At 43.8% G+C, this 13,425-nt stretch carries 20 protein-coding genes and 1 tRNA gene; 6 read left to right on the top strand and 15 right to left on the bottom strand.

What is annotated here, in order from left to right:
- Positions 1–7 precede the first annotated feature (7 nt).
- Positions 8–84: transfer RNA gene (locus tag A2517_RS00235), tRNA-Asp, on the top strand.
- Between the two features lie 69 nt (positions 85–153).
- Complete coding sequence (locus A2517_RS00230; RefSeq protein WP_294893351.1) at positions 154–732, top strand: DUF2238 domain-containing protein; 579 nt, start codon at positions 154–156, stop codon at positions 730–732.
- 1 nt (position 733) lies between these two features.
- On the opposite strand, the gene A2517_RS00225 is transcribed toward A2517_RS00230, so the two are convergent.
- The 5 genes from A2517_RS00225 to A2517_RS00205 form a co-directional block, all read right to left on the bottom strand.
- Positions 734–2,068, bottom strand: coding sequence for a copper oxidase (locus tag A2517_RS00225; protein ID WP_294893350.1), 1,335 nt, complete (start codon positions 2,066–2,068; stop codon positions 734–736).
- Entirely contained in the window at positions 2,068–3,411 is a 1,344-nt protein-coding gene (locus A2517_RS00220) for a TolC family protein (protein WP_294893349.1), read from the bottom strand. The genes A2517_RS00225 and A2517_RS00220 overlap by 1 nt, the downstream gene beginning before the upstream one ends.
- A complete protein-coding gene (locus A2517_RS00215; RefSeq protein WP_294893348.1) occupies positions 3,405–3,605 on the bottom strand; it encodes a hypothetical protein in 201 nt (66 codons plus the stop codon). Before A2517_RS00215 ends, A2517_RS00220 begins: the two co-directional genes overlap by 7 nt.
- Positions 3,602–3,928, bottom strand: coding sequence for a copper-binding protein (locus tag A2517_RS00210; RefSeq protein WP_294893347.1), 327 nt, complete (start codon positions 3,926–3,928; stop codon positions 3,602–3,604). Before A2517_RS00210 ends, A2517_RS00215 begins: the two co-directional genes overlap by 4 nt.
- A 66-nt stretch (positions 3,929–3,994) precedes the next feature.
- The gene (locus A2517_RS00205; RefSeq protein ID WP_294893346.1) at positions 3,995–4,306 is read right to left on the bottom strand and encodes a hypothetical protein; all 312 of its coding nucleotides are present in this window, start codon (positions 4,304–4,306) and stop codon (positions 3,995–3,997) included.
- 102 nt (positions 4,307–4,408) lie between these two features.
- Between A2517_RS00205 and A2517_RS00200 the strand changes: the two genes are divergently transcribed.
- Positions 4,409–4,966, top strand: a complete 558-nt coding sequence (locus tag A2517_RS00200) for a LemA family protein (RefSeq protein WP_294893345.1) — start codon at positions 4,409–4,411, stop codon at positions 4,964–4,966.
- Positions 4,963–5,928, top strand: a complete 966-nt coding sequence (locus tag A2517_RS00195) for a DUF3137 domain-containing protein (protein ID WP_294893344.1) — start codon at positions 4,963–4,965, stop codon at positions 5,926–5,928. The genes A2517_RS00200 and A2517_RS00195 overlap by 4 nt, the downstream gene beginning before the upstream one ends.
- A gap of 2 nt (positions 5,929–5,930) precedes the next feature.
- Here A2517_RS00195 and A2517_RS00190 read toward each other — a convergent pair whose 3' ends face one another.
- The 4 genes from A2517_RS00190 to A2517_RS00175 all read right to left on the bottom strand — a co-directional run bounded on the left by A2517_RS00190 (position 5,931) and on the right by A2517_RS00175 (position 7,795).
- Positions 5,931–6,317 carry a PIN domain-containing protein gene (locus A2517_RS00190; protein WP_294893343.1) on the bottom strand — a complete coding sequence of 129 codons (387 nt, stop codon included), beginning with the start codon at positions 6,315–6,317 and terminating at the stop codon, positions 5,931–5,933.
- Positions 6,299–6,526, bottom strand: coding sequence for a hypothetical protein (locus tag A2517_RS00185; protein WP_294893342.1), 228 nt, complete (start codon positions 6,524–6,526; stop codon positions 6,299–6,301). Before A2517_RS00185 ends, A2517_RS00190 begins: the two co-directional genes overlap by 19 nt.
- A 67-nt stretch (positions 6,527–6,593) precedes the next feature.
- Positions 6,594–7,229, bottom strand: a complete 636-nt coding sequence (locus A2517_RS00180) for a hypothetical protein (protein ID WP_294893340.1) — start codon at positions 7,227–7,229, stop codon at positions 6,594–6,596.
- Complete coding sequence (locus A2517_RS00175; protein ID WP_294893358.1) at positions 7,226–7,795, bottom strand: YigZ family protein; 570 nt, start codon at positions 7,793–7,795, stop codon at positions 7,226–7,228. The genes A2517_RS00180 and A2517_RS00175 overlap by 4 nt, the downstream gene beginning before the upstream one ends.
- 37 nt (positions 7,796–7,832) lie before the next feature.
- On the opposite strand from A2517_RS00175, the gene mutY reads away from it, so the two are divergent.
- Both mutY and A2517_RS00165 read left to right on the top strand, forming a co-directional pair.
- Positions 7,833–8,786 (top strand): A/G-specific adenine glycosylase, encoded by a 954-nt coding sequence (mutY, locus tag A2517_RS00170; RefSeq protein ID WP_294893339.1) that lies wholly within the window; start codon positions 7,833–7,835, stop codon positions 8,784–8,786.
- Between the two features lie 18 nt (positions 8,787–8,804).
- Positions 8,805–9,245 (top strand): hypothetical protein, encoded by a 441-nt coding sequence (locus A2517_RS00165; RefSeq protein WP_294893337.1) that lies wholly within the window; start codon positions 8,805–8,807, stop codon positions 9,243–9,245.
- Here A2517_RS00165 and A2517_RS00160 read toward each other — a convergent pair.
- The 6 genes from A2517_RS00160 to A2517_RS00135 form a co-directional block, all read right to left on the bottom strand.
- Positions 9,235–9,966: an ATP-binding protein gene (locus A2517_RS00160; RefSeq protein WP_294893357.1), complete on the bottom strand. Its 732-nt coding sequence runs from the start codon at positions 9,964–9,966 to the stop codon at positions 9,235–9,237. The genes A2517_RS00165 and A2517_RS00160 overlap by 11 nt on opposite strands.
- A gap of 16 nt (positions 9,967–9,982) precedes the next feature.
- Positions 9,983–10,675, bottom strand: coding sequence for a 5'-methylthioadenosine/adenosylhomocysteine nucleosidase (locus tag A2517_RS00155; protein ID WP_294893336.1), 693 nt, complete (start codon positions 10,673–10,675; stop codon positions 9,983–9,985).
- 8 nt (positions 10,676–10,683) lie between these two features.
- Positions 10,684–11,442 carry a nitrilase-related carbon-nitrogen hydrolase gene (locus A2517_RS00150; protein WP_294893334.1) on the bottom strand — a complete coding sequence of 253 codons (759 nt, stop codon included), beginning with the start codon at positions 11,440–11,442 and terminating at the stop codon, positions 10,684–10,686.
- Complete coding sequence (gene fabD / locus A2517_RS00145) at positions 11,439–12,374, bottom strand: ACP S-malonyltransferase (protein ID WP_294893332.1); 936 nt, start codon at positions 12,372–12,374, stop codon at positions 11,439–11,441. The genes A2517_RS00150 and fabD overlap by 4 nt, the downstream gene beginning before the upstream one ends.
- Positions 12,374–13,183, bottom strand: a complete 810-nt coding sequence (locus tag A2517_RS00140) for a Fis family transcriptional regulator (RefSeq protein WP_294893331.1) — start codon at positions 13,181–13,183, stop codon at positions 12,374–12,376. Before A2517_RS00140 ends, fabD begins: the two co-directional genes overlap by 1 nt.
- On the bottom strand, positions 13,131–13,425 hold a 295-nt coding region (locus A2517_RS00135; RefSeq protein WP_367187984.1), incomplete at its 5' end, for a peptidylprolyl isomerase. The genes A2517_RS00135 and A2517_RS00140, both read right to left, overlap by 53 nt.

Genomic DNA, 13,425 nt, shown 5'->3' with positions numbered 1-13,425 from the left:
TTAGGTTGCAGCGGTAGTTCAGTTGGTTAGAATGCCTGCCTGTCACGCAGGAGGTCGCGGGTTCGAGTCCCGTCCGCTGCGCCACCTTTACCTCTTCTCTTACTACACAATCAAAAAAATTACTCTTTCTTATATTTATGTTATCATACAGCTATGAAATTAAAACTTTCTCTTTTTATTCTCTATATAACCATTTGGTTTTATTTGGCAATTAACCCGTGGTATCGTGATGATTGGTTACTTGAAAATATCCTCGTATTTACCGCTTTACCGATCTTAATCTGGAGTGATCGCCGTTTTAATTTTTCAAACAAAAGTGTTTGGATGCTCTTTCTTTTTTTCGTTTTACATGCGATCGGCGCACATTATACCTACAGTGAAATGCCGTTTTTTTCTCCCATCACCGACTATTTCGGATTTGAACGAAATCATTACGACCGTTTAATTCATTTTTTATTTGCTTTTTTACTCTTTTTGCCGTTTTATGAACTTTTTTCTTCTTTTCAGAGAGTAAAACCGATCGCTTTGTATGTTACCGTTCTTTTTTTAATCGCGGTTTCCGGGGTATATGAGGTACTCGAATGGGTCGTGACCGAAGCAACCCATGCAGAGCTGGGGACTGCTTTTTTAGGAATGCAGGGAGACCCGTGGGATCCTCAAAAAGATATGGCGGCCACCTATATCGGAATATTACTTTTCCTCTTACTATGGAAACGTATCAGACGGCTCTAAATCAGATTTTATACGCAATGCTCCCTTTGGGATGTTCATACCACCCCGGATCAGTGTAATCGTCTTTAGGTTGATGTTTACGAACTTTTACGAGGGTAAACATTCCCCCCATTTCGATCGGTCCAAACGGTCCGCGTCCGGTCATCATCGGCAAAGTATTTTCCGGAATTTTCATCCCCATCTCCGCCATATCCTGCATCTCGGCCATCCCGTTTTTACCCATCGGCATGTACATATACTCCGGCATTAAATCGCTGATTTTTTCGGTTAGATCCTCTTGCTTGACTCCGATCATATTGGGAACATTATGCCCCATCGGTCCCATCGTATGATGTGACTTATGGCAATGCAAAGACCAATCCCCCTCATGAAGTGCCACAAATTCAAACGCTCTCACCTGTCCCACACCGATATCAATCGTCGCTTCGGGCCATCGGGCACTTTTAGGAACCCATCCCCCGTCCGTGCACGTCACTTCAAACGTATGCCCGTGCATATGGATCGGATGGTTCGTCATCGTCAGATTTCCGACACGGATACGGACACGATCACCTACTCGAACATTCATCGTCTCTATACCGGGAAAAACACGGCTGTTAAAGCTCCAGATATTAAACTCGGTCATGGTGGAAGGGTTTGGGGTATAGGTCCCCGGCGCTACATCGTAGCTGGCAAGGAGAAAACAAAAATCCCGATCTACTTTATGCTCTTTCGGGTTTTTTGGGTGAACGATAAACATCCCCATACACCCCATCGCCATCTGCACCATCTCATCGGCATGAGGGTGATACATAAACGTTCCGCTTTGATGAAGGGTAAACTCATACACATACGTTTCACCCGGAGCGATCTGCACCTGTGTCAATCCCCCTACCCCGTCCATACCGTTAGGGAGAATCAAGCCATGCCAATGGATCGTCGTATGTTCGCTAAGCTTGTTCGTCACGATCAGCCGTACCCGGTCCCCCTCCACCGCTTCGATGGTCGGTCCCGGAGAGGTACCGTTGTACCCCCAGCAGTTGACCACCATCCCCGGGGCGAACTCCCGCACTACCGGTTCAGCGACGATCCGAAACTCTTTGACCCCCTCTTTCATTTCATACGGGAGACTCCATCCGTTGAGGGTTACGACGGGATTGTAATTTTTTCCCTCTTTGGGTGTAATAATCGTAGCCGGTGAGAGAACCTTTTTCGGATTTTTGACAAGAGTGAGCTGGCGCTTTATCCCTTCATGGGCACCATGGTCATGTTCAGAGGCTTTGAGATTAGAACTCAGGGCTGCGGATGCGATCAATGCCGCACCCAAACCTAAAAAATCGCGTCTATCCTGTCCCATTAAAGTTTCCCCCCTATTGTATATTCCAAATCGGCTTGTGCCCTCTTATACTCTCCCAGCGCATCAAGCGCTTCTATTTTTGCTTCACCTGCACGTCGCTGATCTTCCAGTAACTCATAAATACCGTCTAACATACCGTTATAAAAAAGCTGTGTCTCTTCTAATATCTGCTGATTGGTTTTCACAATCACCTCATCGTATGAGCGTGCTATATCGTACGTATATCGAAGGTGTGCATACCCCTCGCGCACCTCTGATCGAACATTAACGGCCATTTCATATAGGCGATGAACGCTTTGGTTGTAGATGGCCTGCGACTTACTCACCCGAGCCTGTCCGAAATCAAAAAGCGGGATGGGAAGTTTTATCCCAAACGTATTAAACCGCTTTTCGCCCGTTGTTTTTTCACTTTCAACGGACAGTTCCACTTCATCTAAGAGCCGTGTATTCTCGCTATACCCTGCCTGCTTTGCGGCGTAATCGACTGATTTCATCGCACTGCGCATATCGAGACGGTTGATAATCGCATGTTTTTCCAACCCGGGTTCTGAAACTGCAGGCGCAAGACGTGTTAGCGGTTCTGTGCTCAACGTATAATGGGTTTGTTCCCCATACACTCCTAAAATTTTATTCAAGGACTCTCGCGCCGTAGCATTTTCTCGTGCGAGCTTAATCGATTCGATACGGGCATGCTCATAGCTATCTTGAATTTTGAGCATATCCCGTTTGGAGAGATTCCCCGCAGTATATTGACGAACCGCCAGCTGAAGTGATGCTTCATGGGATTTTAAAGTCGAACGAAAAAGTGCACCTTTTTCCTCCGCTATTCGTGCCTCTATGTAACTCTTCTTTGCATCTCTTGCACTTTGCAATACCATATCGCCGATAGTGAGAGTCGCCTCTTCGAGTGCCAATCCGCTCAGTTCACGCCGTAATGGGATCCAAAGAAGATCCAAAAAAGCCACCTCCACACTGATCGTGGAGGTAGTGATACCGTTAGCACGTCCGATACTGTACCCCAGCAGTGGATTACGCATCAATCCCGCTTCCACCAACTCGCTCTGAGCTATCCCGATATATTCATAGCTTTGCTGTAATGCGCGGTTATTAATCAACATAATCCGCAAAGTATTCTCCTGTGTCAACGGCTCCGACAAAAGGACTCGTACACTCTCATCAACGATCTTCGCTTCTTGAGGTGTTTTGATCCATTGAAGATTTTTGCTCCCCTGCTGTAGTGTGAGCTGATTGACCGAGTCAAATGCCTCTTTTTGAGAAATCGTTGAACATCCCGAAAGGATGAACAATGTCGCTAGCGAGGCACTAACGGTTTTCACTACCATTTCGCACCTCCATATCCCGTGGCATTTTGATCCTCTTTCTGGACACACCCCTCTTCGACAACATCAACGGCAGGTGCAGGAAGGGTGTAAACACTTTTCCCCTCCGTAGCATTCGGGGAGGTAGGAGAAACTTTTATCTCTTCTCCGCTTGCACTGATCATCCCTATGAAAAATAAAATCAGAATACGGTTCATTTCTTGATCTTAATGATGATATTCTTGCCCTCTTTTTGGACAAATTCAAAATCCACTTTATCCCCTACTTCCAGCGGATGAGTCAGATCATGATCTATCACGTCAAATTGCATATTCATTGCAGGCCATTTGAGTTCTGGTATAGGGTTATGAAAAATACGGATACTCTCATGATTTTGGGCAATGGATTTTACCGTTCCGCTGGAATGAAAAGTTTGCTCGGCAATGGTTGATGAGGAAGCATGGTCATGGTGTTCATCCCCCATCGCTATTAACGGCGATAGTGAAAAAAGTGCCAAAACTGCAAGTGAAAAAATCTTCATAGAAACTCCTTTTTAAACAGTGTATCGGAGTTCTTTGTATTTTATATCAATCTACTGTTAATGAGATTAACCGCTATTTGAATACACACGAGCCAAATCACTCCGCTTACTATCTTTTGATACGGCTGAAAGCTCTTTTACCTGATCGGCGCTCATACCAAATCCCTCACTCGTAGCATAAAGGGCTGAGGACTTAATCTGTGCCTGCGTTTGATCGAATGACTTCTTTTTATCTAACAGTGTTTGACTCTCCGATTGTACCTGCTGTTCCTCTTTCTGTAGTTCTTGAGACTTCTCTTCAGTAACAACAGGATCGAGCCGCCCTACCTGAAAGGGTTGAGAATAAGGGCTTTGAAAAAGATAGGAATTGACGGTCATAACACACCTCCGTATTTGAAAAATCTACATCCATATAGCCAAAAAAAACATTAAATACTCAAATTAAGATACAATAATCATATTAAACACTGAAGGATCTGTATGCAAATTTTTCTGATTCTCTTAGGGATACTTACCCTTATCGCCATCTTGATGTACAACTCCCTAATCGGTAAAAAAAATCAAGTTGACAATATCTTTGCCGGAGTCGATGCCGTCCTCAAAAAACGCTTCGACCTCATCCCCAATCTTGTCGCTTCGGTTTCTCAATACATGGAACACGAAAAATCAACCCTAGAGAAAGTGACCGAATACCGTGCACAAGCGATGAAACCGGGAATCAGCGATGAAGCCAAAATTGCGCTCGATGCCAAACTCACCTCTGCACTCGGTGCAATCAACATCGCAATGGAAGCCTACCCCGATCTCAAAGCCAATGAAAACGTCATGCACTTGCAACGCTCACTGAGTGAAATCGAAGAGCAAATCTCCGCCGCACGCCGTGCCTATAACCAAGCTGTTACCGACCTCAACAACGCCATCGAGATGTTCCCGACGAACCTAATCGCTGGATGGATGAATCTACAACGACGCGCTGTTTTTGAAATAACCGTTACTGAGCGTCAAAACGTTGATGTAGGGGCACTTTTTAACCAATGAAATCCGTTTCGGAATTGACCGATTTTTACTACAAGGAGCTCTATCCATCTCTTAATGAGCTCGAAATAAATCGAAAACAGATTGTTTCGCATCTTAAATGGTATGGAAGCATGGGAGTCGTCGTTTTTATCATCGTTGCTCTGTGGATGGGGAAAAACTTCGGTTTATTGCATCCGCTGATGATCGGTGTTGCTATCGGGTTTATGGCGATTGCCTCAATAGCCTACCGTTCCATGACCGGTGGCTATGCCAAAGATTTTAAAGCCAAAATTATTACTCCTCTTATCGGAGCCATCGATCCCCATCTTCTCTACAACCCCGATTTCATGGTCTCCCAACATCTATTTGAACGAAGCGATCTTTTTAAACACTCCATCGACCGCTATAGCGGAAACGATTATGTCAAAGGTACTATCGACGGTGTACCGCTCGAATTCTCCGATGTCCTTGCCGAATATCAAACCCGCGATTCTAAAGGACGTACGCAGTGGCATACCCTCTTTCGGGGACTCTTTCTCGTCGCCGAGTTTAACAAACATTTTAAATCTAAAACACTCATCCTCCCTGATCTTGCTGAAAAAACATTTGGCAATCTGATCGGAGGATGGCTTCAATCCATGAATATCTCACGCGGTAAAGTAATCCAACTGGATGATCCATTATTTGAAAAACATTTTGTGGTCTACGGAAACGATCCCATCGAAGCACGCTATATCCTCACCCACTCAATGATGAAGCGTATTGTGGAGTTTCAGAAAAAAGTCTCTCATCCCCTGTTTATATCATTCGTTCATAACCATATCCATGTCGGCATCGGTACGGGGAAAGATTTGTTTGAACCTGCCGTCTTTACCTCGTTGCTCGATTACAAACAGGCAATGGAATACGTCAATACACTTCAAAATACCATCGGATTAGTGGAGGAGTTGAAGCTCAATGAGAAGTTATGGAGTAAAGAGTAACCCTACTCAAAAAATGCCCCATCAAAATGGGTCAAAATCTTCTCGTCTTTAGTAAGCAGCGGATAATCCCGCACCATAGCATTGGCAACAATAAGACGATCAAACGGATCACGTGTCCATTCCAATGAGAGACTCTTTTTGATAACGTCAAACATTTCCACCTCATCCACTCGCAAATCGATCATCGCATTCAAATCGCCGAAAATATTATAAGGGGTATCAGTGAGGCGACCGATCTCTTGCAAATATTTCAACTCCATCATTACCATCGGAGAGATCAATAATGTGTGAGCATTTTCTATCGCATCCAATGCTCTTTTTGAAAATTTCTCCAACTCTTTCTGCCGAAGCCATACGACGATATGGGTGTCTAAATAAAGGGTTTCCATTCACCCTCCCAAGACGTATTTATGAGTTCATCGTCACTGCATGAAGTAATTTTTTTAGGTTGAATTGCCTTAAGACGGCTTTTTTTATGTTCTGGAACAATCATCAAAATTTGCCCGTTTCGTTTCACTTCCAACGGTTCTTTGGTTTCAATCACAGAATCAAGTATATTATAGAGATTTTCTCGTAATTTTGAGGGTGTAATAGTCATAATTTACCTCCTGAATAAAAGTATTATATCACAAACGTACGCTTTATTATAATATCGTACGTTTAGGTCAATTTGTTAAAAAATGATATTCTATTTGGTCTAATGGTATCTCTTTTTTTACAACCATATCAAAAACACCATTGATATCATCTTTTTTAACATTATTATATTGTCCGATATACCCTTCCAGAAGTGTTGTATCCGCAAAATAGTATTTCTTTCCATCTATTATCAAATAGGTGGATGGATGTTTTACAGATCTATCATCAGGTAGATGAACAGCAATAAACCCGTGATCTTTTGTCGTCACTAAAAGACACGGATATTTATTTTGCAAAAGTAACGTCGCCAATAAAAATGACTTCTCATCACAATCACCTCCGTTTTGATTAATAACATCTGAAGGGTTCCGATTAACCGTACTCTCTTTATAAGGGATTTTAAGAACATATTGATAGGCACGATCTATTTCACAATAGCTATCACCGTTACACTCTTTTGTCAACATATCAACTATCGGTTTCATCTCATCATGTTCATAGACATCGTATTTAAAAAATTTCTCATGAATTTTGACCATACCGCGTCTTTCACAATATTCTTCATCTGTTTCAACAGGTAGCTGCGAACGCTCATAAATTCCAAAAGCGACAATAGCCGCTATAGAATAAAGAACGACCCTTGATATTACGGCTCTCTTCATACTACACATCTTCCCAAAACATTTAATAATCGATCTAAACGATCTTGTGTACCTTGTATCTCAAATATTGCACCATGTACACCAAAATCTTTATTAAGAATCTGCACATTGTTTTGTATACACTCATATTCAACGAAAGTGATATGTGAATAATCGCATTGAATTCTTTTCTCAAAAAGTTTCTCATACGGCAGTAACTCCGCTTGTGAATACGCCGCATTCGCCACTTCCGCATAGGCACGCACCAATCCTCCGGGTCCCAGCTTCGTACCGCCGAAATAGCGTACCGTGATGATCGCGGCATTGATTAGCTCATGTCCTTGTAAAACACTCAGTGTCGGTTTCCCCGATGTCCCTTTGGGTTCACCGTCATCCCCACTGTATTCGACAATCTGATCAAATTCGTTGAGACTTCGGGTAGCACTGACAAAATGGACGGCTTTGGGATGGTGGGAGCGTAGAGATGCCATTTGTTCTTCATACATTGCCATCGGCATTAAAAAAGCGATGAATTTCGACCCTTTAATTTCGATTGTATCTGAACTTATCGCATTGACCGTTACCATAAAACCCTTCTTAATAGTGCCATTATATAATATCGCCATGAAACTTACCCCTCAACAATCACTATTGCATTGGTATGAGACCCATGGTCGCCATGATCTTCCTTGGCGCACAACTAACGATCCCTATCACATCTATATCAGTGAGATTATGCTTCAGCAAACGCAGGTTAAAACCGTGTTAGAGCGGTTTTATTTCCCGTTTTTGGAACGGTTCCCAACTCTCTCAGCGGTAGCCCAAAGCCATCAGGATGATGTCCTAAAAATGTGGGAAGGGTTGGGATACTACACGCGCGCGCGTAATCTCCATAATGCCGCGCATCAATGTGGCGGAAATCTGCCGAACAATGCCCATGATTTGATGCAGCTAAGCGGTATAGGACGCTCCACTGCACACGCAATTGCCGCATTCGCCTTTCATGAACCGCTCCCTATTCTCGATGCCAATGTCAAACGGATACTTTATCGCTATTTTGCTCTGAGTGAGCGTAATGAAAAGAAGTTGTGGGAATACGCCTATACCCTTTTTGACCCCTCTCATCCCTTTGAATACAATCAGGCAATGATGGATCTAGGCTCATTGGTCTGCCTCTCTAAAAATCCCCTCTGCAGCCGTTGCCCATTTGAGAGAACCTGTAAAGGCACATCAGAGCCACACTTGTATCCTGAGCCAAAAAAGTCTAAAATAAAGCCTATTCGAGAGCGTTCTATCGTCATCTATGAACGCTCTGGGCGTTACGCCCTCTCTCAGCGGAGTGATCGGTTTTTACATGGGTTATGGGGATTTTATGAAACGACAGATACCGTGTATGGAAAACCGATCGGACATATCACGCAGCACTACAGCCACTTCACTCTTGAAGCCGATCTCTATCTCAGTAGAGAAACGTTTAGCCATGAGGCATTTGAATGGTTTACGCTGGAAGAGATAAGGGAGCTATCACTCAGTCGAGCCGATCATAAGGCGGTTGCGTTATTACGCTATAATTTGTAAAAATAGGAGGAGAGAGCGGTGTTACGAAGCATTAAAAACTACTTTTTCAGTACATTTCGAGAAGTGTTTGTCTATCATCACTCTTCACTAGAATTTCGTGCTAAAACCTATGCTGTTTTAATCGCCAGCTCCCAAGAATCTCTTCAACAATATCAAGAGACGTTAGAGAAAATCGCGTCTGAAATCTATTCCGAATCCGATCGAGCCGACGCATTGCTGCTAACCGTCAAAGAGTATATAAAAAGCATACACTCTAAAAAGCAGATGGGAGAAGAGCCTCTCCTGATAGATGTTATTAGAGAACTTCGACAGGTCCCCCGCTATGCCCTTAAAATTGAACCCGAGCACCTTGAGCGGCTACAAGAGTGTACCCAAGATATGGATTCTAAAATTTATCAAAAACGGGTCATCGATTTTTTAGACCAAAAACGGCTTGAATACAGAGAACTTAAACGTTAAAACGTTCCGGATCAAAAAAGGTATCATCGCTGATATGGCCAAATGCCGAATTAATCGAGACGAAAAGATCGGGATATTTCTCTTCCATCTCTCCTAGCATCACTTTCATCGATGCGCGTGCATGAGGCATTTTCACATCGAATCGCATCGACGGACACGCTTCATCCCCGATGGTCGGCATCTCATTTTCAAGTGCACATGCAGCAAGTTGGCGCTCACGCAATTGGATGAGAGGACGGATAACGATTAACCCGTTTCCTGCTTTGTATTTCGGAGCGAGTGCTCTCATCTGACCGTTGTAAATAAAATTCATAAAAAAGCTCTCTGCCGTGTCATCGAGATGATGACCGAGTGCCACTTTATTGCATCCGTATTCATTCGCAGCACTGTACAATGCACCTCGGCGCATACGGGAAAAAAAACTGCAAAACGAGGAGTTTTGGCGGATTTTATCAGCGGCAATTTCATATGTATTGGTTTCGTAAATTTTATGAGCGATTCCGTGTGCGGCACAGTGTTCACTGAGTTTGGATAAATCTTCACCCATCCCGTACGTCACCGTCACGGCTAAAATTTCAAATTTAAACGGGGCACGACGCTGCTGCTCATGCATGGCGTGAACCATCGTTAGGGAATCTTTTCCGCCGCTAAGACCGACAAGAATCTTATCACCCTCTTCGATAAGGCCGAACGTCGCATTTGTCCGCCCAATTTGACGCATAATCTTTTTGCTGAGTTTAATCGCCAATACGTTTTACCATCTCTAAAATAAATTTGGCACTCACTTGTGCCGAGCTTTGCAAGAATGCATCAAAATCCATCCCTGCTTCGCCGTCTGCTGTGTCACTGATCGCACGAAGAACGAAAAACGGAACACCGAAGTTATGACAGACACATGCCACACTCGCCCCTTCCATCTCTAACGCATCGGCATTAAACGTTTTTTCAATCCATGCTTTTCGCTCTGCTGATGCAACAAACTGATCTCCCGTAGCGATGATCCCCTCGTACAGTTCAACACCCATATCAATCGCGATTTCAGATGCCAGAGAGCGCATATCATCATCAGACTCAATCATCACCGAACTCTCAGGGATAAATCCGTCAGGATGACCAAATGCGGTAATATCAACATCATGCTGACACAATGCACTTGCCATAATCAAATCACCGATTTTCAAATCTTTGCTGATCCCTCCGGCAACACCGCTGAACAAAAGGGCTTTGGCGTCGTAACGCTCTAACATTACCGAAGCGGTAATCGCTGAAAACACTTTACCGATTTTAGAATAGGCGATGACAAGTTCATGCCCTGCATAGTGTGCTGAATAAAATATATTTCCGGCATGCTCTTCGCTTGTATAATCACCCAGTGCCGCTAAAATCGGTTCAATCTCTTCGCGCATAGCGCCCATAATGGCTATTTTCATTTTTTTCCTTACGTATGTTTTACTAAATATCGACCCAGTTTTTTTAACCGGGCATCGAGAGAACACACTTTTTGTTCTGACTCAAAAAGTGACAAAGTGTATTCTGTTTTTCCCATTGGAGAGATAACACGACTTCCACCCCAAAATCCCAATCCGTCTTCAAATCCGACTCGATTGACGAAAACGACATAATTGTGGCTTAGCAGAGCGGTGGATTTTAAAAGGGCATCCCATTGGGATTCAATGCTGATCCCCTCATCGCTAAAATCACGTGCCGGAGAAGCGGCCAGTACATAAACGACTTCTGCGTCGGATGCGGCAATCGCGGCAATACTCTCCGCACGCCACACATCTTCACATATCACCATAATGGCATTACCATGCGGAGTTGAAAACGACGCTATCTCATCACCTGCCCTAAAATAGCGCCCTTCTTCAAACATCCCATACGTTGGAAGATGATTTTTATGGTGGATATGGAGCAATGCGCCTTGTGAAAAATACAAAGCGCTATTGTAGACGTTATTATTATCCCATAATGCCGCACCGATAACAATATCGCATTGCAAGCTCGCATGCGCCAAATCACTCAATTCCTCAATCTTCCAAGCATCCTCATAAAGCTTGTCTTGGAGTAGATACCCGCTCAATGACAGTTCCGGAAAAACGACAACGTCCGCATCTTTATTGTCATCAACAAGCTTCAACACCTCTGCAAGGTTTGCACGAGAGAGTTTCGGTGAGGATTGAATCAGGGCGACTTTCATGAGAATGCTTCACATACCTTTGCAAGTGAATCCATATCCGAAATTCCTACTGTCTCGACATCAGGAGCGTTGCGTTTGTTCAGCCCCTTCAACACGGCACCGTTACCGAATTCAATCATCATGTCGATCTCACCGGCAATCGCTTCAATCGATTGTTTATATTTTACCGGCTGAATCAGTTGAATTTTGAGAAGTTTCAACGCCTCTTCTTTGGTTGCGTATTTTTCCGTACTCACATTCGATACGATTGGAGCACTAAAGTTCTCACACACCATCGCCTCCATCGCTTCACCCAACGGATCCATAGCACTTGAGAGGAGTGGACAATGGCTTGCGATTGACATATTCAGAAGTAACGCCCGTTTAGCACCTGCTTCTTTGAAGACGCTCTCCATAGCTTGAAGATCTTCTTTAATCCCTGCTACGACCAATTGTCCCGCTTGATTGTAGTTTGCAGGCCAAACCTGTTTCCCCTCACGGTTGGCATTAGTACAAAGTTCTTCAACCACCGCGTCATCTAGCCCCAAAATCGCCATCATACCGGCATTAATACTCTCACACGCACCGCTCATCAGTTTTCCCCGTTTATGAACCAACTCCACCGCATCGACATAATCGATAGCACCCGCAGCACAAAGGGCACTAAATTCACCCAAAGAGTGACCCAAGAACATCACGGCATCACTAGGATGAGCTTCTTGAAACAATTTATACGCGATCATTGAGACCAACAAAATAGCCGGTTGAGTATACTCGGTTTGATCAAGCTGAGCGTTTTCTTCAAATAAAAGTTTGGTAAAATCGACGCCGATACGCTCGCCCGCTTTCTCAAACATTTCACGCGCTAACGCACTGTTCTCATAAAATGATTTTCCCATGCCGATACTTTGTGATCCCTGACCGGGAAAAATCATCGCAATTTTTTTTGACATTAATGCTCCTTGATTTCTAATTCATACCCTGAATGGTCGCTAATCTTTTTCCGCAGTGTATTACGGTTAAGTCCGAGCCGCTCAGATAATTGTAATTGTGATTTAAACCGCTTAATCCCCGCTCGGATAAGGGGAACTTCATACAGATGCAAAAATGCTCTGTAGTCATTATTACTGCCGAGTTTTTCTTCCAGATAGTGTTCCATAATCTCCATAAGATCATTTTCGCTAATACTGTCGAAGAGATAATGAAGATAGACCTGACGTCGAAGTGAGATAGCGTTTTCACTCAAATCAGGGACAAATCCATTGAGATCAAACGGCTCAGATTTTCCAAGGGTAAGACTTGCTTCTTTTACAAAAGCATCTACTAACACGGCAACATCTTCACTTCGCTCAGATAACGGCGGTAATGCAAGACGAATCGTAAAAATTTCATCCAACTGGTCTTGAGAATATCGCCCACCACCGGTCGCAATCACACGTGTTCGTGTTTTTTGGATAGTTTCAATAAGACGTTTAAGATTGGCAACATTATCAAGACGATGAATAATAACATCGCTGTGGGACTCAAGTGCATCCAGTAACTCATCAAAATGACTGGCATCAATGATGGGTGCATGAGGGAGGATATAACGGGCGAGGGTAAGTTTACCCGTCCCCCGCTCTCCGAAAATAACGGCATTTACCCCTAAACCTTTGAGTAAATTAGCCGTTTTAAACGCTTCGATAGAAGCGTTTGATGCCGTTAAAAAATTAGTGACATCCACAGCCGTGATTACCGCCGCTTCCACAACATCCGCTATCATCCACTTTATTTTCAGCCGGAATTCCTGTCATTGCCTCTTCAGCCGATGCATCACGCACATTGCTGATAGTTACGCTAAACATTAAATCTTTCCCTGCAAGAGGATGGTTGAAATCGATAATAACGATATCATCTTTGATCTCTTTAACCACAACTTGAACGGTCCCGCCGTCTTCGCCTTGACCGTACAATGTCATACCGACATTCAAATCGATCCCGGCAAATTGCTCACGCGGAAGTTCT

Source organism: Sulfuricurvum sp. RIFOXYD12_FULL_44_77 (genome assembly GCF_001830725.1).
GTDB classification, from domain to species: Bacteria; Campylobacterota; Campylobacteria; order Campylobacterales; family Sulfurimonadaceae; genus Sulfuricurvum; species Sulfuricurvum kujiense_A.
This window is presented reverse-complemented; position numbering and strand designations above follow the sequence as displayed.

Excerpts from the sequence above, each read along its gene's own strand:
- A2517_RS00230 (WP_294893351.1), top strand. The coding sequence starts at position 154 with ATGAAATTAAAACTTTCTCTTTTTATTCTCTATATAACCATTTGGTTT.
- A2517_RS00225 (WP_294893350.1), bottom strand. The coding sequence starts at position 2,068 with ATGGGACAGGATAGACGCGATTTTTTAGGTTTGGGTGCGGCATTGATC.
- A2517_RS00220 (WP_294893349.1), bottom strand. The coding sequence starts at position 3,411 with ATGGTAGTGAAAACCGTTAGTGCCTCGCTAGCGACATTGTTCATCCTT.
- A2517_RS00215 (WP_294893348.1), bottom strand. The coding sequence starts at position 3,605 with ATGAACCGTATTCTGATTTTATTTTTCATAGGGATGATCAGTGCAAGC.
- A2517_RS00210 (WP_294893347.1), bottom strand. The coding sequence starts at position 3,928 with ATGAAGATTTTTTCACTTGCAGTTTTGGCACTTTTTTCACTATCGCCG.
- A2517_RS00205 (WP_294893346.1), bottom strand. The coding sequence starts at position 4,306 with ATGACCGTCAATTCCTATCTTTTTCAAAGCCCTTATTCTCAACCCTTT.
- A2517_RS00200 (WP_294893345.1), top strand. The coding sequence starts at position 4,409 with ATGCAAATTTTTCTGATTCTCTTAGGGATACTTACCCTTATCGCCATC.
- A2517_RS00195 (WP_294893344.1), top strand. The coding sequence starts at position 4,963 with ATGAAATCCGTTTCGGAATTGACCGATTTTTACTACAAGGAGCTCTAT.
- A2517_RS00190 (WP_294893343.1), bottom strand. The coding sequence starts at position 6,317 with ATGGAAACCCTTTATTTAGACACCCATATCGTCGTATGGCTTCGGCAG.
- A2517_RS00185 (WP_294893342.1), bottom strand. The coding sequence starts at position 6,526 with ATGACTATTACACCCTCAAAATTACGAGAAAATCTCTATAATATACTT.
- A2517_RS00180 (WP_294893340.1), bottom strand. The coding sequence starts at position 7,229 with ATGAAGAGAGCCGTAATATCAAGGGTCGTTCTTTATTCTATAGCGGCT.
- A2517_RS00175 (WP_294893358.1), bottom strand. The coding sequence starts at position 7,795 with ATGGTAACGGTCAATGCGATAAGTTCAGATACAATCGAAATTAAAGGG.
- mutY (WP_294893339.1), top strand. The coding sequence starts at position 7,833 with ATGAAACTTACCCCTCAACAATCACTATTGCATTGGTATGAGACCCAT.
- A2517_RS00160 (WP_294893357.1), bottom strand. The coding sequence starts at position 9,966 with ATGCGTCAAATTGGGCGGACAAATGCGACGTTCGGCCTTATCGAAGAG.
- A2517_RS00155 (WP_294893336.1), bottom strand. The coding sequence starts at position 10,675 with ATGAAAATAGCCATTATGGGCGCTATGCGCGAAGAGATTGAACCGATT.
- A2517_RS00150 (WP_294893334.1), bottom strand. The coding sequence starts at position 11,442 with ATGAAAGTCGCCCTGATTCAATCCTCACCGAAACTCTCTCGTGCAAAC.
- fabD (WP_294893332.1), bottom strand. The coding sequence starts at position 12,374 with ATGTCAAAAAAAATTGCGATGATTTTTCCCGGTCAGGGATCACAAAGT.
- A2517_RS00140 (WP_294893331.1), bottom strand. The coding sequence starts at position 13,183 with ATGATAGCGGATGTTGTGGAAGCGGCGGTAATCACGGCTGTGGATGTC.